Source organism: Nocardia sp. JMUB6875 (assembly GCF_041154655.1).
Taxonomy (GTDB): Bacteria; Actinomycetota; Actinomycetes; order Mycobacteriales; family Mycobacteriaceae; genus Nocardia.
In genome coordinates this window covers 1-23956 of the sequence record NZ_BAAFGR010000034.1, presented here as the reverse complement: position 1 = coordinate 23956, position 23956 = coordinate 1, and the positions used below count along the sequence as shown (strand labels likewise).

2 protein-coding genes are annotated in these 23956 nt (G+C 71.4%); both read left to right on the top strand.

Going from position 1 to position 23956, the window contains the following annotated elements:
• Window positions 1-25: 25 nt before the first annotated feature.
• A complete protein-coding gene (locus ACAM49_RS11365) occupies window positions 26-17902 on the top strand; it encodes a non-ribosomal peptide synthase/polyketide synthase (protein ID WP_369635428.1) in 17877 nt (5958 codons plus the stop codon).
• Window positions 17902-23956: amino acid adenylation domain-containing protein (locus ACAM49_RS11360; RefSeq protein ID WP_369635427.1), on the top strand; the 6055-nt coding region annotated here is incomplete at its 3' end. The genes ACAM49_RS11365 and ACAM49_RS11360, both read left to right, overlap by 1 nt.

The window sequence follows — 23956 nt, the reverse complement described above, 5'->3', positions numbered from 1 at the left end:
CCGTTGGTCGACATAGCAATTCGCCATGACATGGGAGGCTCTGGTGCAAGGTACGGACTCGACTGGTCTGCGACCCAGTGAAGTTCCGCCGTCGGATATCTCAGCGCCATTTCCTCTCGGGCCCGCACAGATCGGAGTCTGGTACGCCCAGCTGCTGAATCCGGATGTGCCGTTGACCATGGCCCAGTACGTCGACATCGAGGGCGATTTCGATGTCGATCTGCTGCTGCGGGTCTCCGCGGACGGCGTGCCGATCTGGCGCTCCTCCCAGCTGCGCTTCACCGAGATCGACGGGCAGCCGCACCAGTACCTCGACCTGTCCGCCGGCCACAACACCACCCTGATGGATCTGCGCTCGGAGGCGGATCCCGTTGCGGCGGCGCACGAATGGATGCGCACCCAGGTGGTCAAGCCGGTGGACGTGCTCTCCGACACCGCGATGCTCTTCGCGCCCACCCTGATCCGGGTCGCCGATCAGCGCTGGTTCTGGTTCGTGGTGGGCCACCACATCGTCGGCGACGGCTACGCGGCCATGAACACCATGCAGTGGTCGGCCCGCCGCTACACCGCGCTGCGGCATGGCCTGGAGCCGGAGACGGTCAAGGTCGGCACGCTGCGCGAACTGGTCGAGTCCGAGTTCGCCTACCGCGAGAGCAGCCGGTTCCAGATCGACCGCGCGCACTGGGCCGAGCGCACCGCCGGGCTGGAGGGCAGCACCACCCTCAAGGGCCGCACGGCCCCGCCCCGCGCGGGCAATATGCACTACGAGGCCCCGCTGTCCGAGGCGCTGCAGCGGCGCATCGAAGAAGTTGGCGCGCAGCATGATTCGGGCCTGCCCGGCGTGGTCGTGGCGGCCTTCGCGGCCTACATGGCCCGGTTGACCGGCAAGGACGAGGCGGTGCTGAGCCTGCCGGTGACCGCGCGCACCACCGCGGTCATGCGGCGCTCGACGGGCATGCTGTCCAATATCGTGCCGCTGCGGATTCCGGTGCGCGAGGACACCACCTGGGGCGAACTGCTGAAGTCGGCGCGGGTGGAGATCGCGGGCGCGCTGCGCCACCAGCGCTACCGGCACGAGGACATCCACCGCGATGCCGCGCAGCAGGGCAGTCCCGGCTCCCGCGGCCTGTTCGGCCCGATGGTCAACATCATGCTGTTCCACCCCCACCTGGAGTTCGGCGATATCAAGGCGCGCGTGCACCTGCTGTCCTCGAGCCCGGTGGAGGACATGAGCCTCAACCTCTTCTACGGCGAGAACGACCGTATTCAGCTCGATCTCGAGGTGAACCCGAATCTGTACTCCAGCGCCGAGACCATCCGGCACCACCGGCGGTTCGTGAACTTCCTGGAGCGGCTGGTCGGCCTGGACGCCGACGCGCCGATCGCGGGCGTGGACGTGTGCACCGAGCTGGAACGCGATGTGGTGCTGCGGCTGTGGAACGACACCGCCTTCCCGCTGGACCCCGAGGCCACGCTGGTATCGATGTTCGAGGCGCGCGCGGCGCGCACGCCGTCGGCCCCGGCCGTCCGGTTCGCCGGTGAGCCGGGCCGCGACCTCAGCTACGGCGCGTTCGCGGAGCGGGTGAATCGCCTTGCCCGCCATCTGATCTCGCAGGGCGTCGGTCCGGAGTCGCTGGTGGCCCTGCACCTGCGCCGGTCGCCGGAGCTGGTGGTGGCCATGTACGCGGTGCAGGCCGCGGGCGCGGCGTACGTGCCGCTGGATCCGGATCATCCGGCCGAGCGCATCGCGCACATCCTGAAGACCGCCTCGCCCGCGCTGCTGCTGACCACCTCGGGCGCCCGCGTCGAAACCGATATCCCCGCACTGCATCTGGACGAGCTGGGCGGCGACGCGCTGGCCGCGTACCCGTCCGCACCGGTGACCGACGCCGAGCGCTCGGCCCCGCTGCGCCCGGCCAATACCGCCTACGTCATCTTCACCTCGGGTTCCACCGGCCGCCCCAAGGGCGTGGCGGTGACCCACGCGGCGATCGTCAACCGCCTGGAGTGGATGCAGCGCACCTACGGCCTGACCGCCGCCGACGTGGTGCTGCAGAAGACGCCCGCGACCTTCGACGTGTCGGTATGGGAGTTCTTCTGGCCCTTGCAGATCGGCGCGGCGCTGGTGCTGGCGCAGCCGGACGGCCACCGCGATCCGGCCTACCTGCGCACGGTGATCGCCGAATACGGCGTCACCACGGCACATTTCGTGCCTTCCATGCTGGATGCCTTTGTGGCCGAGCTGGAGTCGAGCGGCGCTGACCGCTCCTCGCTGACCCGGGTGTTCGCCTCCGGTGAGGCGCTGCCCGCGGCCACCGCCCAGCGGCTGCGCGCGCTGACCGGCGCGGCCCTGCACAACCTCTACGGTCCCACCGAAGCTGCGGTCGATGTCACCTTCCACGAGGTGACGGCCGCGGACACCGTCTCCGTGCCGATCGGCGCACCGGTGTTCAATACCCGGCTGTACGTGCTCGACGCGCGTCTGCGGCCGGTCCCCGTGGGTACCCCGGGTGAGCTGTATCTGTCGGGGGTTCAGCTCGCCCGGGGCTACGTGACGCGACCGGGCCTGACGGCCGAGCGTTTCGTGGCCGATCCCTTCGCCGGGGTCGAGAACGGTTCCGGGAACGCGGGCGGCGCGCTCATGTACCGCACCGGCGATCTGGTCTGCTGGACCGACAACGGCGAGCTGGAATACCTGGGCCGCACCGATTTCCAGGTGAAGCTGCGCGGCCTGCGCATCGAGCTCGGTGAGATCGAGGCCGTGCTGGCCGAGGTCGACGGCGTGTCCCGCGCGGTGGTGGTCGTGCGCGACGAGCAGCTGGTGGCCTACGTGGTCGCGCCCGCCGAACTGGACGCCACCCGCTTGAAGGCCGCCGCGGCGCGGGCGCTGCCGGGCTACATGGTGCCGAGCGCGTACGTGGTGCTGGATGCCCTGCCGGTCAATGCCTCCGGCAAGCTGGACCGGGCCGCGCTGCCCGCGCCGGTGCGCACGGTGGCCCGCTACGAGGCCCCGGAAACCGGCACCGAGCAGGCCGTGGCCCGGGTGTTCGCCGAGGTGCTGGGCGCCGCGCGGGTCGGCCGCACCGATGACTTCTTCGCCCTGGGCGGCAACAGCCTGGTCGCCACCCAGGTGGCGGCGCGGCTGAACGCCGAGCTGGGCTGCCGGTTGACCGTGCGCGAAATGTTCGGCGCCACCTCGGTATCCGAGCTGGCCGCCGAGATCGACGCCCAGTTCCTGGACGCCGACGCGCGGGCCGGCAGCGCCGTCGCCCTGGTGCGCCGCGAGCGCCCGGAGGCGCTGCCGCTGTCCCCGGCCCAGCAGCGCATCTGGTTCCTCAACCGCTTCGACACCGCCAGCGCCGGCTACAACATGCCGTTCGTGGTGCGCCTGCGCGGCGAGGCCGACGAGGCGGCCATGGCGGCCGCGCTGACCGACGTGCTGGACCGGCACGAGGTGCTGCGCACCGTATTCCCCTCGACCGCAGCGGGTTTCGCGGTGCAGCGGGTGCTGCCCGTGGCGGAGGCCGCCGCGCCGGTCCAGCGCGAGCAGGCCGATGCCGACGAGCTGGACGCCCGCCTGCGCGCCTTCGCGGCCCGGGGCTTCGACCTGGAACGCGAGATCCCGTTCCGTGCACAGCTGTTCACCGTCACCGGTGCGGTCGCCTCGGATTGCGGACTGGGCGGTCCGGTCTCGGTGGATGCCGCCGATCTCGACGTCCCCGAGTGCGCCCTGGCCATCGTGCTGCACCACATCGCCGCCGACGGGCTCTCGCTCCCGATCCTGGCCCGCGACCTGATCACCGCCTACCTCGCGCGCACCGAGGGCCGGGTCCCGGACTGGCGTCCGCTGCCCGTGCAGTACGCCGATTACACGCTGTGGCAGCGCGATCGGCTCGGCGCGGCCGAGGATCCGGATTCGCTGCTCTCGCGCCAGCTGGACTTCTGGCGGCAGACCCTGGCGGGCGCGCCGGACCTGCTGGAGCTGCCCGCCGATCGCCCGCGTCCCGCGCTGGCCACCGGCCGCGGCGCGAAGCTGGACCTGGACCTGCCCGCCGAGTTGCACGCGCGCATTTCGGAAACGGCTCGGGCCGAGGGCGTTTCGACCTTCATGCTGATGCACACCGTGCTGGCGATCCTGCTCGCGCGCCTGTCCGGTCAGCCCGACATCGTGATCGGCACCCCGGTCGGCGGCCGCGGCGCGCGCGAACTCGACGATCTGGTCGGCATGTTCGTCAATACGCTGCCGCTGCGCACCGAGATCGACGGCACGCTCGGCTTCGGCGAGTTGGCGCGCCGGGTCCGCGACACCGATCTGGCCGCCTTCGCGCACGCCGACGTCCCCTTCGAGCAGCTCGTCGAGGTGCTGAATCCGCCGCGCTCGCAAGCCCGCCACCCGCTGTTCCAGGTGGCGCTGTCGTTCACGGCGACCGGAGACATCAGCCTCGAACTGCCCGGATTGCTTGCCACGACGGGTACCCTGGATACCGGAGTGACCAAATTCGACCTCTCGGTCGCGGTCACCGAAAGCTTCGCCGGTGCCGGTCCCGGGGAAGGTCCGGCACCGGCGGGGATCCACGCGGAGTTCGAATTCGCGGTGGATCTGTTCGATTCCGCCACCATCGAGGGTTTCGCGCGCCGTTTCACCCGGCTGCTCGAGGCGGTCACCGCCGATCCGAGCGTGGTCGTGGACGCGCTGCCGCTGCTGTCGGCCGACGAATACACCGATCTGACAACCCGTTCCGGCGGCGCGGTACAGACCGTCCAGTCACTTCCGGAGATCATGGCCGCCGCCGTGGCCGCCGCGCCCGATCGCCTCGCACTCGTCGAGGGCGATACCGAGTTCACCTACGCAGAACTGGACGAAACGTCCAATCGCTTGGCGCGCTTGCTGATCGATCGCGGGCTGGGCACCGAGGACATGGTGGCTGTCAGCCTGCCGCGGTCGGTGGAATACCTCGTGGCGGTCTGGGCCATCGCCAAGACCGGCGCGGCCTGGGTCCCGGTCGATCCCGCCTTCCCGGCCGACCGCATCGCCTACATCGTGCGCGACGCGGGCGCGAAGCTCGGCATGACCGTGGACTCCGTGCGCGACGCGCTGCCGGACACGCTGCCCTGGCTGCTGCTCGACGACACCGGATTCACCGGCGCCTGCGCGGATTTCGCCGCCGATCCGATCACCGACGCGGACCGGGTGCGCCCGCTGCGGATCGCGAACGTCGTGTACTCCATCTACACGTCCGGTTCGACCGGTCTGCCCAAGGGCGTGGTGGTCACCCACTCGGGTCTGGCCGGTCTGGCCGAGGCGGAGTACGAGCGCTTCTCCGGCACCGCGGACGCCCGGGTGCTGCACGTGACCAGTTCCTCGTTCGACGTCTCGATCGGCGAGCTGCTGCTGGCCCTGCGTTCGGCGGCCACCCTGGTGGTGGCGCCCACGGGTGCGCACATCGGCACGGAACTCGCCGAAGTGATTCGGGCGCAGCGGGTTACCCACGTCTTCATGACGCCCTCGGGCGTCAGCACCATCGATCCGGCGGACGTGCCGACCCTGGCGCATGTCGCGGTGGGCGGCGAGGCGTTCTCGCCGGAGATGGTCCGGCGCTGGTCGCAGGCCGGGCGCGAATTCATCAATGCCTACGGCCCGACCGAGGCCACGGTGGTCGTGAACATCACCGGACCGCTGTCGGCGGACAAGCCCGTGACCATGGGACGCCTGGTGCCCGGAGCCCGGGAGTGGATTCTCGACGGTCGTCTGCGGCCGGTGCCGGTCGGTGCGGTCGGCGAACTGTATGTGGCGGGCAATCCGGTCACCCGCGGCTACCGCGACCGCGCAGCCCTGACCGCGGCCCGCTTCGTGGCCTGCCCGTGGTCGCCCGGTGAACGCATGTACCGCACCGGTGATCTGGTGCGCTGGACCGCCGACGGCGACGTGGAATACCTGGGCCGCAACGACACCCAGGTCAAGCTGCGCGGCTTCCGCATCGAACTCGGCGAGATCGAGGCGGCGCTGGAGGAACTGACGCAGGTGCGCACCGCGGTGGTGACCATGCACTCCGACGCCGCGCGCGGTGACCAGCTGGTCGCGTACCTGGTGCCCGCCGCGGACGAGGTGGATGTGGCCGAGGTGAAGACGGCCCTCGCGGGCCGGTTGGCCGCGTACATGATTCCGGCCGCGTTCACGGTCATGGATTCCTTCCCGATGACCGTCAACGGCAAGCTCGACTACCGCGCGCTGCCCGCGCCGGTCTTCGCCGCCCGCGAATTCCGCGCTCCGGCAACCCCGATCGAGCTGCTGGTGGCCGAGGTCTTCGCCGAGGTGCTGGGTCTGGTCCCGGCCGAGGCCGCCGCGCCGCTCCCGCACGGCGCTACCACGGCCGTGCGGACCGCCGCGCCCGCTGTCGGCGCGGATGACGACTTCTTCGAACTCGGCGGCAACTCGCTGGTCGCCACCCAGGTGGTGGCCCGGCTGGGCGCGGCCCTGGACACCCAGGTCCCGGTTCGCCTGCTGTTCGAGGCGTCCAGCGTCGCCGAACTGGCCGCGCGCCTGGGCGAATTGGCCGGACAGGGCGGCCGGACGCCGCTGGTGGCGGGGGAGCGGCCCGAGATAGTGCCGCTGTCCTACGCCCAGCAGCGCATGTGGTTCCTCAACCGCTTCGACAACAGCTCCATCGCCGACAACCTGGTCGCGGCCATCCGCCTGGACGGTCCGCTCGACGCGGCGGCGCTGGCCGCGGCCGTCACCGATGTGGTTGCGCGGCACGAGACGCTGCGCACCGTGTACCCGGCCATCGACGGCGTCGGCCGCCAGCTGGTGCTGCCGGTCGAGGAGTCCGGTGTCGTGCTGGCCTCGGAGCAGGTGAGCGCCGAGGATCTGCAGTCCCGCATCTTCGACCTGGCGGTGCTGCCCTTCGCGGTCGACGAGCACGCCCCGGCCCGGCTGACCCTGCTGCGGGTCGCACCCGAGACCCATGTGCTGGTGCTGGCCGTGCACCACATCGCCGCCGACGGCTGGTCCATCGCCCCGCTGACCCGGGATCTCATGCTGGCCTACGCTTCCCGCCGCGGCGGCGAGGCCCCGCAATGGACGCCGCTGCCGGTCCAGTACTCCGACTACACGCTGTGGCAGCGCGATCTGCTGGGTAACGAGGAAGATCCGGAATCGCTGCTGGCCAATCAGATTCGCTTCTGGCGAGCCGAGCTGTCCGGGCAGCCCGAGACCCTGGATCTGCCCGGCGACCGTCCCCGCCCGGCCGTGGCGACCCGCCGGGGCGCGCAGTACCGGTTCGCGATCTCCGCCGATCGGCAGCTGGCCCTGCGCGAACTCGCCGAGGGTGAGCGCGCCACCCTGTTCATGGCGCTGCACGCGGCCTTCGCCACGCTGCTCGCGAAACTGTCCGGCACCGGCGATATTTCGATCGGCTCGGTGGTCGCCGGCCGCGGTGAGCAGGTCCTCGACGACCTGGTCGGCATGTTCGTCAACACCGTGGTGCTGCGCACCCAGGTGGCGCCGCACCGGTCCTTCCGGGAGCTGCTGACCCAGGTGCGCGAGACCGACCTGCGCGCCCTCGCGCATGTGGACGTGCCGTTCGAGCGGCTGGTCGAGGTGCTCAACCCGATGCGCTCGCAGGCCCGCCACCCGCTGTTCCAGGTGGCCCTGGACCTGCAGAACACCACGCCCGCGACGCTGGAGCTGGACGGCCTGACGGCCACCCGCCTCGAGCTGGATCCCGGCATCGCCAAGTTCGACCTGCAGCTGTCGTTGGTCGAGGACCGCGCGACCGGTGAGCTGGACGCGGTATTCACCTACGCCACCGATATTTTCGACGAGTCCACCGTCGCCGCCTTCGCCCGGCGACTGGATGTGGTGCTCGAGGCCGTCACCGCCAATCCGGACCGCCTGATCGGCGAGATCGACCTGCTCATCGGCGACGAGCGCGCCCGCGTGCTCATGTCCTGGAACGACACCGCCCACCACATCGCCCCGGCGACCCTGGTGTCGCTGTTCGAGGCGCAGGCGCTGACCAGCCCCGAAGCTCCCGCCCTGGAATTCGAGGGGACGACGCTGTCCTACGGCGAGTTCGCCGACCGGGTGCACCGGCTGGCGCGCAAGCTGGTCGAGACCGGCGTGACCGCGGAATCCCGGGTGGCGCTGGCCATCCGGCGCTCCACCGATCTGGTCGTGGCCATGTACGCGGTGCTGGCCGCCGGCGGCGCGTACGTGCCGATCGATCCGGATCAGCCGCGTCAGCGCATCGAGTACGTGCTGGACACGGCCGCGCCGGTCGCGGTGCTCACCACGGCCCGCGACGATTTCGCCGTCGAGAGCGATCTGCCTGTCCTCCGAGTGGACACCCTCGACCTGAGCGACTATCCGGGCGCCCCGCTGACCGACGCGGATCGCCGTGCGCCGCTGCGGGATTCGAATACCGCCTACGTCATCTTCACCTCCGGTTCGACCGGCCGCCCGAAGGGTGTGGCGATGCCGCACTCCGGCGTGGTGAACCGCCTGGTGTGGGGTCAGGCCCGCTACGGCCTGACCGCGGACGATATGGTCCTGCAGAAGACCCCGGCCACGTTCGACGTGTCTGTGTGGGAGTTCTTCTGGCCCTTGCAGACCGGCGCGCGCCTGCTGCTCGCCGCGCCGGACGGCCACCGCGATCCGAAGTACCTGGCCGACCTCATCGCCGACCGCGGCGTGACGGTCGCGCATTTCGTGCCGTCCATGATGGCCGTGTTCGTGGCCGAACCGGCCGCGGCGCGGTGCACCGGCCTGAAGCACGTGTTCGCCTCCGGCGAGGCGCTGCCCGCGCCGACCGCGCAGAAGCTGCGCGAGCTGACCGGCGCGCGGCTGCACAACCTGTACGGACCCACCGAGACCGCCGTCGAGATCACCTATCACGAGGTGGCCGAGGCCGATTCGGCGATGGTGCCGATCGGGCGGCCGGTCTGGAACACCCGCGCCTACGTCCTCGACACCCGCCTGAACCCGGTCGCGCCGGGCGTCGCGGGCGAGCTCTACCTGGCGGGCGAGCAGCTGGCCCGCGGCTACCTGGGCCGCCCGGACCTGTCGGCGGATCGCTTCGTGGCCGACCCGTTCGGCACCGGCGGGCGCATGTACCGCACCGGTGACCTGGTCACCTGGACCGCGGACGGCGAGCTGAACTACCTGGGCCGCACCGACTTCCAGGTGAAGCTGCGCGGTCTGCGCATCGAGCTCGGCGAGATCGAGGCCGCGCTGCTGGCCCAGCCGGGCGTCGCCCAGGCGGTCGCGCTGGTGCATGCCGACGCGCACGCCGGTGACCAGCTGGCCGGGTACCTGGTCCGGGAGCCCGGCGCGGTGCTCGACGCCGACGCGATCAAGGCGAACCTGGCGAACGCGCTGCCCGGCTACATGATCCCGGCCGCGCTGGTGGTGCTGGACGCGTTCCCGCTCAACGCCTCCGGCAAGCTCGACCGCGGCGCACTGCCCGCCCCGATCTTCGAGACGGCGGTCTACGTCGCCCCCGAGACGGTGGCCCAGGAGGTCGTCGCGGGTGTGTTCGCGGATCTGCTCGGGGTCGATCGGGTCGGCGCGAACGACGACTTCTTCGCCCGCGGCGGCAGCTCGCTGCTCGCGGCGCGCGCCATCGCCCGGGTGAGCGCGGCCCTGGACGCCGAGCTCTCGGTGCGCGAATTGTTCGACGCCCCAACAGTTGCCGGGCTGGCGGCGCTCGCCGAGGCCCGCTCCGGCGCGGGCACCCGCCTGCCGCTCATCGCCCGTCCGCGTCCGGCGCGCATCCCGCTCTCCGACGCCCAGCGCCGTATCTGGTTCCTCAACCGCTACTACGCCGACGAGGGCGTCCCGGGCCCCGGCGCGGCGGCGGACAATATCCCGCTCGTCCTGCGGGTGTCCGGCGCGCTGGATCCGACGATGCTGAATGCCGCACTGCGCGACGTGGTTTCGCGCCACGAGACGCTGCGCACCATCTACCCGGACGGGCCGGAAGGTCCGGAGCAGCGGGTTCTGACCGAGGCCGACATCACGGTGACGGTGGCCGAGGTCGACGAGGAGGAGGTCTTCGGCCGGGCGACCGCCCTGATCGCTCAGCCCTTCGACCTGACGACCGAAATCCCGGTGCGCGCCGCGTGTTTCAGCATCTCCGACACCGAGCACGTGCTGGTCTTGGTGGTCCACCACATCAGCTCGGACGGCTTCTCCCTGGGCCCGCTGGCCACCGACTTCATGACCGGCTACCAGGCCCGGCGTGACGGCCGCGAACCCGGCTGGGCCCCGCTGCCCGTGCAGTACGCCGACTACACGCTGTGGCAGGCCGAACGCCTCGGCGACGAATCCGATCCGCGTTCGGCGGCCCACCGGCAGCTGGAGTTCTGGCGGCACCGGCTGGCCGGACTGCCCCAGCAACTGGAGCTGCCCGCGGACCGGCCGCGTCCCGCGGTGGCCTCGCTGCGTGGCGGCACCCACCGGATGACCGTCGACGCCGAGGTGCACGGCCGGCTGGGCGAATTGGCGCGCGGCCACGACACCACCCTGTTCACCACCGTGCACGCGGCGCTGGCGGTGCTGCTGGCGCGGGTGTCGGGCAGCACCGACATCGTGATCGGCACGCCCGTCGCGGGTCGCGGCGAGCAGGCGCTCGACGCCCTGGTCGGCATGTTCGTCAATACGCTGGTGCTGCGCAGCGAGATCGATCCGCGCGCCGGTTTCGACACCGTGCTGGACAGCGTGCGCGAGGGCGATATCGCCGCGCTCTCCCATGCGGAGGTGCCGTTCGAGCGGCTGGTGGAGGTGCTGGCCCCGGCCCGCTCGCAGGCCCGGCATCCGCTGTTCCAGGTGGCCCTGACCTTCCACAACTACGCCTTGCCGACGGTCGAGCTGCCGGAGCTGCGGATCGTCCCGGAGGCCCCGGACGCCGGGGTGTCCAAGTTCGATCTGCAGTTCACCGTGCTCGAGACCTACGCCGCCGACGGTCACGCGGGCGGGCTGGACATCGAGATCACCTACGCGGCAGACCTTTTCGACGCCGCGACCATCGAGGTTCTGGCGAACCGCTTCGGCCGCGTGCTGTCGGCGGTGGCCGCCGACCACACCGCCGTGGTCGGCGACATCCCGCTGCTGAGCGCCGAGGAGAGCGCCCAGGTCCTCTACGAGTGGTCCGGCACCGGTCCCGGCATCGCCGAATCCGCCACGCTGGCAGAACGTTTCGCGACCGCCGCCGCCCTCGACCCCGCCGCCCCGGCGGTCCGCGCGGGCGACGTCACCCTCACCTACGCCGAGCTCGACGCCCGCTCCAACCGGCTGGCGCGCCGCCTGATCGACACCGGAGTCGGCCCGGAATCCCTGGTGGCCGTGGCCCTGCCGCGCACCGAGGCGCTCGCCGTGGCCCTGCTCGCGGTGGTGAAGGCGGGCGGTGGGTATCTGCCGATCGACCCGAACTACCCGGCCGACCGCATCGAGTACGTGCTCGACGACGCCCGCCCGATCTGCGCGATCACCGGCGGCGCGGCGGGTCTCCCGACGGGCTGGTTCGGCGGACCGGTCCTCGATCTCGACACCATCGACCTCGACGGCTACGACGCCGCCCCCGTCACCGACCGCGACCGGCGCGCGCCGCTGCGCCCGGCCCACACCGCCTACGTCATCTACACCTCGGGCTCCACCGGCCGCCCCAAGGGCGTGGTGATCCCGCACCGCAATGTGATCGCCCTGTTCGATAATGCCCAGGGCCACTACGGTTTCGGGCCCGCCGACGTGTGGACGATGTTCCACTCCTACGCCTTCGACTTCTCGGTCTGGGAACTGTGGGGCGCGCTGCTGTACGGCGGCAGCGTGGTGGTGGTCGACTACTTCACCTCGCGCTCGCCGCAGCAGTTCCGGGAGCTGCTCGCCACCGCGGGCGCGACCGTGCTCAACCAGACCCCGTCGGCGTTCTATCAGCTGATCACCGCCGATGCCGAGGCGACGACCGAGCTGGCGCTGCGCTATGTGATCTTCGGCGGCGAGGCGCTGGAGCCGCGGCGGCTCGCGGACTGGTTCACCCGCCACCCGCAGGCCCCGGCTCTCATCAATATGTACGGCATCACCGAGACCACGGTGCACGTCTCCTACCGTTCGATCACCGCGGAGACCGGCTCGGCCAGCGTGATCGGCGGCGCGCTGCCCGGTCTGACCGTGCGCGTGCTGGATTCGCACCTGCGCCCGGTGCCGGTCGGCGTCCCCGGTGAGATCTACGTCTCCGGCGGGCAATTGGCGCGCGGCTACCTGCACCGCGCCGGGCTGACGGCGGGCCGCTTCGTGGCCGATCCCTACGGCGCTCCCGGCGAATCCGCCTACCGCACCGGCGATCTGGCGCGCTGGACCGCCAACGGTGAGCTCGAATACCTGGGTCGCATCGACCAGCAGGTGAACCTGCGCGGCTTCCGCGTCGAACCGGGCGAGATCGAGGCCGCGCTGCTGCGGAACCGGTCCGTCCGCGAGGCCGCGGTCGTCGTGCGCCACGACGCCGCGGTGGACGAGGCCCGCCTGGTCGGCTACGTGGTCGCGGAGGCCGACGCCGCGCTGTCCACCGCCGACCTGCGCGCCGAGCTCGCCCGGGAGCTGCCCGAGCACATGGTCCCCGCCGCCGTGGTGGTGCTGGACCGAATCCCGTTGACCATCAACGGCAAACTCGACCACCGCGCGCTGCCCGCGCCGGTCTTCGAGGGCAATGCCTACCGCCGCCCGGCCACCCCGGCCGAGGAACTGGTCGCGGGTGTTTTCGCCGAACTGCTCGGCGTGCCCTCGGTGGGCGCGGACGACGACTTCTTCGCCCTGGGCGGCAGTTCGCTCGTCGCGGCCAAGGCCGCGGCCCGCCTGAGCGCGGTCTTCGAGACCACGGTCGGCGTGCGCGCGCTGTTCGAGGCCCCGACGGTCGCCGCGCTGGCGGCCCGCATCGCCGCGGGCACCGGTGAGGCGGCCCGGCCCGCATTGATCGCGGGTGAACGCCCCGAACGCCTGCCGCTGTCCCCGGCCCAGCAGCGCATGTGGTTCATCAACCGCTTCGACCGCGCCTCCACGGCTTATAACGTGCCGATCGCCCTGCGGCTGTCGGGCGAACTGAATGTCGAGGCCCTGGAGGCGGCGTTCGCCGACGTGCTGAACCGGCACGAAACGCTGCGCACGGTATACCCGGAGACCCCGCAGGGTCCCGCGCAGGTGATTCTGCCTGCCGCACAGGCCTTCTCGGTGCTGAGCATCGGCGAGGTCACCGAGGCCGAACTGCCCGTGCGGGTCCGCGAGATCCTCACCACCACCTTCGACGTCACCGCCGAGGTTCCGATCCGGGTCGAGCTGCTGCACCTGGTGGACACCGACGGCGAGTACGTGCTCGCCGGTGTGCTGCACCACATTTCGGCCGATGGCTCGTCCGTGGTCCCGCTGGTGCGCGACCTCATGGTGGCCTACCACGCGCGACTGGCCGGTGCCGAGCCGTCGTGGCAGCCGCTGACCGTGCAGTACGCCGACTACGCGCTGTGGCAGCACGCCCTGCTCGGCTCCGAGGACGACGCCGAATCGGTGGCCGCCGCCCAGCTCGGCTACTGGCGCACCGCGCTGGCCGGACTGCCGGACCAGCTGGACCTGCCCACCGACCATCCGCGTCCGGCGCGACAGAGCCTGCACGGCAACTACATTCGGCTTCCGCTCGACGCCGGGCTGCACGCCCGCCTCACCGAGCTGGGCCGCGCGCACGGCGCGACGCTGTTCATGGTCGTGCACGCCGCCTTCAGCGCCCTGCTGGCGCGGCTGTCCGGCACCGACGACATCGCGGTCGGCACCCCGATCGCGGGCCGCGGCGACCGGGCACTGGACGACGTGATCGGCATGTTCGTCAACACCCTGGTGCTGCGCACCCGCACCGACGCCGCCGAATCGTTCACCGATCTGCTGGCGCGGGTGCGCACCGCCGACATCGCGGCCTTCTCGCACGCCGACGTCCCGTTCGAGCGGCTGGTGGAGGTGCTCAACCCGGCGCGCTCCACCGCCCGGCACCCGCTCATGCAGGTGGGCCTGTCCTTCCAGAACCACGAGCGCGCCGAGCTGGCGCTGCCCGGCCTGACCGTGTCCGAGATCGAATTCGACACCCACGTGGCGCAATTCGATCTGCACCTGTTCGCGGTGGACGAGTACGCCGAGTCCGGCGCGCCCGCCGGGCTGGGCCTCACCCTGGGCTACGCCACCGACCTGTTCACCGACGCCACCGCGCAGCGCATCCTGGCCGCCCTGGCCCGGCTGCTGGAAGCCGTCGCGGCACAGCCGGAAACGGCGATCGGCGATATCGACCTGCTGGGCGCCGGCCTGCGGCAGCGCATGCTGCACGACTGGAACGCCACCGCCCGGCCGAGCGAATCCGCGACCCTGGCCGATCTGGTCGACATTCAGGTCGCGGCGACTCCGGACGCGATCGCCCTGATCGACGGCGAAACCACCCTCACCTACGCCGAATTCGACGCCCGGGTGAACCGCCTGGCCCGCCGCCTGATCGAGGCGGGCGTCGGCCCGGAGACCGGCGTCGTGCTGGCCATGCGCCGCGGCATCGAGCTGGTGGTGGCCATGTACGCGGTGGTCAAGGCGGGCGGCGCATACGTGCCGATCGACCCGGACCATCCGGCCGACCGCATCGCATACATCGTCGAAACCGCGGGACCGGCAGTAATTCTCACGACCTCGGCCGACGGCGTGCCGTTCACCGCCGAGGTTCCGGTGCTCACGGTCGATGCCCTCGACCTGAGCGACTACCCGGCCGCACCGGTATCCGACGCCGACCGCCTTGCGCCGCTGCGCGATTCGAACACCGCCTACGCCATCTTCACCTCCGGCTCGACCGGCCTGCCCAAGGGCGTGGCGGTGCCGCACACCGCCATCGTCAACCAGCTGCGCTGGCTGCGTGCCACCTTCGAGCTGGGTGCGGGCGACCGCGCGCTGCTCAAGACCCCCGCCACCTTCGACCTGTCGGTGTGGGAGTTCTGGTCCGCGCTGACCACCGGCGGCGCGCTGGTGGTGTCCGCCGCGGGCGACGAGCGCGATCCGGATCGGCTGCGCGAGCTGATCGAGGCCCACGCGGTCACGGTCCTGCACCCGGTGCCCTCGCTGCTGGGCATGCTGCTCGCGGGCGGCCCGCTGCCCGCGTCGGTGCGCGCGGTGCTGGCCATCGGTGAGGCGCTGCCCGCCGCGACGGCCGCCGACTTCCTCGACAAGCACGAGAAGTCCGGTACCGCAAGGCTGTTCAACCTCTACGGCCCCACCGAGACCGCCGTCTCGATCACCTCCTACGAGGTGCGCGAGCGGCACCGGCAGGCCGTGCCCATCGGCGCGCCCGCCTGGAACAGCCGGGTGTACGTGCTCGACGCCCGCCTGCAGCCGGTCCCGATCGGCGTGCCCGGCGAGCTGTACCTGTCGGGTGCGCAGCTGGCCCGCGGCTACCACGGCCGCCCGGCCCTGACCGCCGACCGCTTCGTCGCCGATCCCTTCGCGGGCGGCCGCATGTACCGCACCGGCGATATCGTGCGCTGGCGCGAGGACGGCACCCTCGAATACGTCGATCGCGCCGACTTCCAGGTCAAGATCGGCGGCTTCCGCATCGAACTGGGCGAGGTGGAGACGGCCGTGCGCCGGGCGGCCGGAGTCACCGCCGCGGTGGCGATCGCCCACCACACCGACGCGGGTGCGCGACTGGTCGCCTACGCCGCGATGCCCGGCATCAGCGATGAGCGACGCGACCAGGTCTCGGCCGAACTCCGCGCCGCGCTCGCCGCCGAGCTGCCCAAGTACATGGTCCCGTCGGCCCTGGTCGTCCTGGAGGCGTTGCCGCTCAACGCCAACGGCAAGGTCGACCGCGCCCGCCTCCCCGAGCCGATGTTCGCCGTCGCGGCCTACCGCGAGCCGGTGACCGCCCTCGAACGCACCGTCGCCGCGGGCTTCGCCGAGATCCTCGGCACGACCGAGTCCACCCTCATCGGCCTGGACACCGATTTCTTCGCCCTGGGCGGCAATTCGCTCATGGCGACCCGGCTGGCCGCCCGGCTTGGCTCGGATCTCGGTGTGCGCGTGCCGGTCTCGGCCCTGTTCGAGGCCCCGACCGCGGGCGGCCTGGCGGCCTGGATCGCCACCGCCGACCGCGCCGAGCTGCTGCCCGCGCTGACCCGGCGCACCGAGACCGGCCCGGCCCCGCTGTCGCTGGCCCAGCAGCGCATGTGGGTGCTCAACCGCCTGCATCCGGAATCGGGCGCGTACAACGTGCCCGCCGCGGTCCGGCTCACCGGCGAACTGGACCCGGCCGTGCTCACCGCCGCGCTGCGGGATGTGCTGGAGCGCCACGAGATTCTGCGCACCCGCTACCCGGAGGTGGACGGCGAACCCGTCCAGGTGGTCCTGGAGCTCGGCGAGCTGGACGGTGCCTTGGCCCCGATCCAGGTGTCCGAGAACGACCTTCCGGCCCGACTGCTGGAAACCGTGACGGCCGGTTTCGATGTCACCATCGCGCCGCCGGTCCGGGTCCAGCTGTTCCAGCTCGCCCCCACCGAGCACGTCCTGCTGGTGGTTCTGCACCACATCAGCTCCGACGGCTACTCGGCGCTGCCCATGACCCGGGACCTGGTGGTGGCCTACACCTCTCGCCTGGCCGGTGCCGCCCCCGCCTGGGCTCCGCTCGAGATCCAGTACGGCGACTTCGCCGCCTGGCAGCGCGCGGTGCTCGGCTCCGACACCGACCCGGACAGCCTGCAGTCGCGGCAGCTGCGCTTCTGGGTGGACGAATTGCGCTCGGCCCCCGAGCAGTTGGCGCTGCCCACCGATCGCCCGCGTCCCGCCCGGCGCGAGATGGTCGGCGACACTGTCACTTTCGAGGTGCACGCTGACACCGTCGAGCGGCTCTCCGCATTGGCGCGCGAGCACGGCGTGACCCTGTTCACCACCGTGCACGCCGCCTTCGCGGTGCTGCTGTCGAAACTGTCCGGCCAGCGCGACATCTCGATCGGCGTCCCCGTCGCCGGTCGCGGTGAACGGGCCCTGGACGACCTGATCGGCATGTTCGTCAACACCGTGGTGTTGCGCACCGAGATCGACGGCAAGGTCGCCTTCACCGAGCTGCTGCGGCAGGTGCGCGACCGCGATCTGGCCGCCTTCGACCACGGCGACGTGCCGTTCGAGCGCGTGGTGGAGGCGGTGCTGGCGGCCACCGGGCGCGCCCGCTCGGCCTCGACGAACCCGCTGTTCCAGGTGGCCTTCGCCTTCCAGAACATGACGCCGGTCTCGGCGTCGCTGCCGGGCCTCGCGGTCGAGGTGCTCGAGCCCGAGTTCACCGAGGCCAAGTTCGACCTCCAGCTCACCGCGCTGGAGGTGCGCGACGACGCCGGCCGGGTCACGAGCCTGGACATGCGATTCGTCTACGCCACCGACATTTTCGGCAAGGATTCGGTGCACCTGCTGGCCCAGCGACTGCTGCTGGTGCTGCAGGCCATCGCCGCCGACCCCGAAGTGCCGGTGCGCGCCATCGATATCCGGACCGCGCAGGAGCGCGGCCGCCGACCGGGGGCGGCCCAGGCCGAACCCATTGCCCCGCAACAGGAGCCGACCGACCTGTCCACCCTGATCGCCGCCGCCGCGGCGGTCGAGCCGGACGCGGTCGCGCTGACCCACGCGGAGCACACGGTCACCTACCGGGATCTCGCCGAGAAGATCGCCGTCACCGCCCGTGCCCTGGGCGCCGCCGCGAAGCCGGAGGCCCTGGTGAACGTGGCACTCGCCGGACTGGTGCCCGGCATTCTGGCCGCCCTCGGCGCGGCCGGACTCCACCAGACCCTGAGCACGCTCACCGCGGACGCGCAGGCGCTGGTTCTCCGCTCGGACAGCACGTCGGAAGGAAGCCTCTGATGCACTACGCAGAGTCGATCGCTACCAGCCGAACCGGCCGGGTCACGGCCCTACGCCGCGCCTACGGCGTGGGCGACCTACCTTGCCTGATCGGTGTGGTGGCCGAGTTGGAACCCGACCGCGTCGCCCTACGGTATGCCGGGGAAACCGTCACCTACCGGGCCCTCGCCGCCGAGATCGGCATGCTCGGCGAGGCCATGGGCGGCGCGCTGGAACCCGAGGCGCTCATGCAGGTCGTGGTGTCGGGGCAGCTGCCCGGGCTGCTCAACGAGGAGGGCGGGCTCACCGCCACGCTGGAGGCGCTGGTCGACGACGCCGTGCTCGCCGCCTCCGATGTGCTGGACCCGAAGCTGGCCCCGGTCGAGACGCTGACCACCCAGTTCCGCGACCAGGTCCAGCGCACCCCCGACGCGGTGGCGCTGGAGTTCGAGGGCGAGACCCTCACCTACGCCGAATTCGCCACCCGGGTAACGGTTCTCGCCCGGCACCTGCGCGGCCTGGGCGTCGGCCCCGACGTGCTGGTGGGCCTGGCGGCGCGCCGCTGCTTCGAGCTGCTGGTCGGCATGTTCGCCATCCACGAGGCGGGCGGCGCGTACGTGCCCATCGATCCGGATCACCCGGCCGAGCGCATCGCCTACGTCCTCGAGGTCGCGCAGCCGGCCGTGGTGCTCACCACCACCGCCGATCAGACCGACTTCGGCCTCGACATCCCGGTGCTGCGCATCGACGAATTCGAGCGCACCGCCAAGGAACTCGGCATCGACGGCAACCGGGTGCTCTCCCCGGCCGACGATCCCGAACTGGAGCAGCCCGGGCCGGACAACCTGGCCTACGTCATCTTCACCTCGGGTTCCACCGGCCGCCCCAAGGGCGTGGCCATCCCGCATCGCGCGGTCATCGCCTTCCTGCGCTGGCAGCAGCGGCAGTTCCGGCTGACCGAGGACGACGCCACGCTGTTCAAGACCAGCACCACCTTCGACGCGTCGGTGTGGGAGATCTTCTGGCCCCTGCACACCGGCGCCCGGGTGGTGGTCGCCTCCCCGCAGGGGCATCTGGATCCGGCCTACCTGCTCGAGACCATCCGCGAATCCCGGGTCACCACCACGTTCTTCGTGACCCAGATGCTCGCGGCGCTGCTGGCGGAGGTGATGCGCAGCGGGGAGGACATGCCCGATTCGCTGCGCTACCTGCTGACCGGCGGCGAGACCGTGCCCGTGAGCATCGCCGCTGACTTCCGCAGCGTCAGCGGCGCGACGCTCTTCGACGTGTACGGCCCCACCGAGTCCACCGTGCTGGCCACCGCCCACGAGGTCACCGCCGCCGATATCGACTCCATTCCGATCGGCAGCCCCGGCGACGATGTCGAGGTGCTGGTGCTCGACGAGGACCTGCGCCCCGTGCCCGCCGGTGTGGTCGGCGAGCTGTACATCGCGGGACCCCAACTCGCGCGCGGCTATCTCGGTCGCGCCGCGCTCACCGCCGAACGCTTCGTGGCCAATCCCGAAGGCCCGTCGGCCGATCGCATGTACCGCACCGGCGATCTGGTGCGCTGGGTATCCATCGACGGCGGGCCGGACGAGCTGGAATACGTGGGCCGCAGCGACTTCCAGGTGAAGATGCGCGGCCTGCGCATCGAACTCGGCGAGGTGGAGTCGGCGCTGCGCCGCCACCGCGCGGTCGCGCTGTCCGTCGTGGTCATGCACACCCGCCCGAACGGTGAGCAGGCGCTGGTCGGCTACGTGACCGCCGCCGAGGGGCACGAAATCGACACCGCCGACGTGCTTTCCGTCGTGCGCACGCACGTGCCGGAGTACATGGTCCCCACCGTGCTGGTGCCCATGGCCGAACTGCCGCTCAATGTGAACGGCAAGGTGGATCGGCGCGCCCTGCCCGAACCGGTGTTCGCCGATGCCACGACCACCTATCGCGCGCCCGAGACGCCCGCCGAGGAGGCGGTCGCCGCCATCTTCGCCGACCTGCTCGATCTCGCGGTGGTCGGCGCGGACGACGACTTCTTCGTCATCGGCGGCAACTCGCTCATCGCCACCCGGGCCATCGCGCGGATCCGGGAGACGCTGGGCGTCACCGTGGATGTGCGCGACTTCTTCGAGCGGCCAACGGTTTCCGCGCTGGCGGCGTTGCAGGACGCGGCCGGTCCGGCCGCCCGGCCGCCGCTGGTCGCGGGTCCGCGCCCGGAGCACATTCCGCTCTCGCCCGCCCAGCAGCGCATGTGGTTCCTCAACCACTACGCGCGCAGCGAATACGACCCGGCCACCGACGAATTCGACCCGTCGGCCGTGGACAACATGCCCTTCGCGCTGCGCCTGCGGGGCGAACTCGACACCGACGCCCTGGCCGCGGCCTTCGCCGACGTGATCGAGCGCCACGAATCGCTGCGCACCTACTACCCGGCCACCGAGCAGGGCCCCGCCCAGGTGGTGCTGCCCGCCGCGGCGGTGGACCTCACCCCGCGCGAGGTGCCCGAGGATCAGCTGACCGCGACCGTACTCACCTTGGCCGCACAGGGATTCGACGTCACCGCCGAGGTGCCGCTGCGCGCTCGCCTGCTGCGCTCCGGCCCCGGCGATCACACGCTGGTGGTGGTGGCCCATCACATCGCCGCCGACGGCGCCTCCATCGGACCGCTGGTGCGCGACCTGGTCATGGCGTATCTGGCGCGGCAGTCCGGCCAGCGCCCGCAGTACGAGCCGCTGGCCGTCCAGTATGCCGACTACGCGCTGTGGCAGCGCGCCTGGATGGGCGACGAGGCCGATCCCGAGTCGGTGTCGGCGCGTCAGATCGCCTTCTGGGCCGGCGAACTCGCGGAGCTGCCCGCGCAACTGGATCTGCCCGCCGACCGTCCGCGCCCGGCCGTCTCCAGCGGCCGGGGCGCGACCTTCGAGACCGTCCTGGACGCCGACCTGCGCGCCGCGGTCGACCGGCTGGCCGCCGAGCACCGCGCCACCCCGTTCATGGTGCTGCACGCCGCGCTGGCCGCCGTGCTGGCCCGGCTGTCCGGCACCGCCGACATCGCCATCGGCACCCCGGCCGCCGGGCGGGGCGACCAGGCGCTGGACGAGCTGGTCGGCATGTTCGTCAACACCCTGGTGCTGCGCACCCGGGTGCGGGGCGGCGACACCTTCGCCGAGCTGATCTCCCATGTGCGCGAACGGGATCTGCGCGCCTTCGCCCACCGCGACGTGCCCTTCGAGCGGCTGGTCGAGGTGCTCAACCCGGCCCGCGCCCGCAACCGCCACCCGCTGTTCCAGGTGGCGCTGTTCATGCAGAACCTGGGCGGGCTCAGCGCCTCGCTGCCCGGGCTGAGCGCCGAGCAGCTGGCCTTCGATCCGGGCATCGCCAAGTTCGACCTGCAGCTGACCGTGGTCGGCGACGGCGACGCGTACCGCGTCGAATACACCTACGCCACCGACCTTTTCGACGAGCACACGGTGCGCGAGTTCGCGGCAAAGTTCACCCGCCTGCTCACCGCCGCCACCGTGGACGCCGCGGTCCCGGTCGGCGATATCGAACTGCTCGACGCCGGGGAATACGACTACGTCACCTCGAGCTGGAATGCCACTGGTGCCCGTGTCCCGGATATGTTCCTGCACCAGGGATTCGACGCGCAGGCGGCCCGCACCCCGAATGCCCGCGCCCTCGTCTTCGGTGACACCGAGCTCACCTATGCCGAGTTCTCCGAGCGCGCGAACCGCATGGCCCGCTTCCTGATCGCGCAGGGTGTCGGGCCGGAATCGCTTGTCGTGCTGGCCATGTCGCGCTCGGTCGAACTGGTCGTCGCCATGTACGCCGTGCTGCGCGCCGGTGGCGCGTACGTGCCGGTGGACCCGGCCCATCCGGCCGAGCGCATCGGCCACATTCTCACCACCGCCGGGCCGCACTCGGTGCTGACCACTCGCCGCGACGGCTTCACACTGCCCGAAACCGTCGACGTGCCAATGCATCACCTCGACGAACTGGACCTCGACGGTTATTCCGGCGGCAAGATCGGCGACCGCGAGCGGCTCGGCGTGTTGCACTCCGAGCACCCCGCCTACGTGCTGTTCACCTCCGGCTCCACCGGCAAGCCCAAGGGCGTGGCGGTGACCCACCGCGCCATCGCCAATCAGCTGGCCTGGATGCAGGCCGAATACGGTGTGCGCCACCAGGACGTCTACCTGCAGAAGACCGCCACCACCTTCGACGTCTCGCTGTGGGGCTACTTCCTGCCGCTGCGCGCGGGCGCGACCCTGGTCGTCGCCGCCCCCGACGGGCACCGCGATCCGCGGTACATCGCCGAAACCATTGCCCGGCACCGGGTCACGCTGACCGACTTCGTGCCCTCCATGCTCGCGGTGTTCGCCGCGCACGCCGAGCCGGGCGAACTCGATTCGCTGCGCGAGGTTTTCGTCATCGGCGAGGCCCTGCCGCCGGAGACGGTCACCGCCTTCTGGGCGGTCAGTGACGCCGGGGTACACAACCTGTACGGCCCCACCGAGGCCGCGGTGTCCATCACCTTCCGCGAGGCGCACCGCTCCGACAGCCTCACCGTGCCGATCGGCGAGCCGGAGTGGAATTCCCAGGTCTTCGTGCTGGATTCGCGCCTGCACCCGGTCGCCATCGGCGTGCCCGGCGAGCTGTACCTGGCCGGGACCCAGCTGGCGCGCGGCTACCACGGCCGGGTCGACCTGACCTCGGACCGCTTCGTGGCCAACCCCTTCGGGCGGCCCGGCGAGCGCATGTACCGCACCGGCGACCTGGTCAAGTGGACCGAGGACGGCGAGCTGGTCTACCTGGAGCGGCTGGACTTCCAGATCAAGTTCCGCGGTCAGCGCATCGAGCTGGCCGAGATCGAGAGTGCACTGCTGCTGGCCGGGGACGTCGCTCAGGCGGCGGTCCAGCTGGTCAAAGGCGACGCCGGTGAGTACCTGGCCGGATATGTGGTCGCGAAGCCGAACACCGATATCGACCTGGACGCCCTACGCGAGCAAGCGGCCCGCGTCCTCCCGGCCTACATGATGCCCACCGCCCTCGTGGCCCTCCCCGAGCTCCCGCTGAACTCCAGCGGCAAGCTCGACCGCAAGGCGCTGCCCGTTCCGGAACTGCGCGCCAAGGACTTCCGCACCCCGGTCGACGCCGCACAGCGGCTGGTGGCGGAGGTCTTCGCCGAGGTCCTGGGTGCCGATCGGGTCGGCCTGGACGACGACTTCTTCGCCCTCGGCGGCAGCTCCCTCGACGCCGCCCGCGTCACCGCCCGCCTCGGTGCCGAGCTCGGTACCCGTGTCCCGGTGCGTGTGCTCTTCGAAGCCTCCACCGTCGAGGGCTTGGCCGCCCTGCTCGTCGAGACCAATCCGGATGCCGCGCGCCCCATGCTGGCCGCGCGCCCGCGACCCGAACGCATTCCGCTCTCGCCCGCCCAGCAGCGTCTCTGGTTCCTCAACCGGATCGAGGCCGAGGACGGCGAGCGCAGCGTCTACAACCTGCCCATCGTCCTGCGCCTGCGCGGCGAGCTGGATATCGCGGCCCTCGAGCAGGCCGCCATGGACGTGCTGGCCCGCCACGAGTCCCTGCGCACCACCTACCCGGATTCCGAATCCGGGCCCTACCAAGACATTCTGGATGTGGCCGACATCGGGCTGAGCCTCAGCCCGGTGCCCGTCGCCGCGACCGAGATGCCGGGAACGATCGCCGCTTTCGCCGCCGCGGGGTTCGACGTGAGCCGCGAACTTCCCTCTCGCATCGGTCTGTTCGTGGTGGACGACGAGTCCGCCGACACCGCCGAATACGTGCTGGCCGTCGTCGTGCACCACATCGCCGCCGACGCCCTCTCGCTGCAGCCGCTCATCGCGGATCTCATGCGGGCCTACACCGCCCGGCTGGCAGGCGCGGAACCCGGCTGGGAACCGCTGGCCGTGCAGTACGCCGACTACAGCCTGTGGCAGCACGAACTGCTCGGTGACGCCGCCGATCCCGGCAGCCTCGGACACCGGCAACTCGACTTCTGGCGCGAGACCCTGGCGGGCCTGCCCCCGCAGCTCGCCCTGCCCACCGACCGCC

Coding starts and splice junctions, on each gene's coding strand:
- ACAM49_RS11365 (WP_369635428.1), top strand. CDS start 26: ATGACATGGGAGGCTCTGGTGCAAGGTACGGACTCGACTGGTCTGCGA.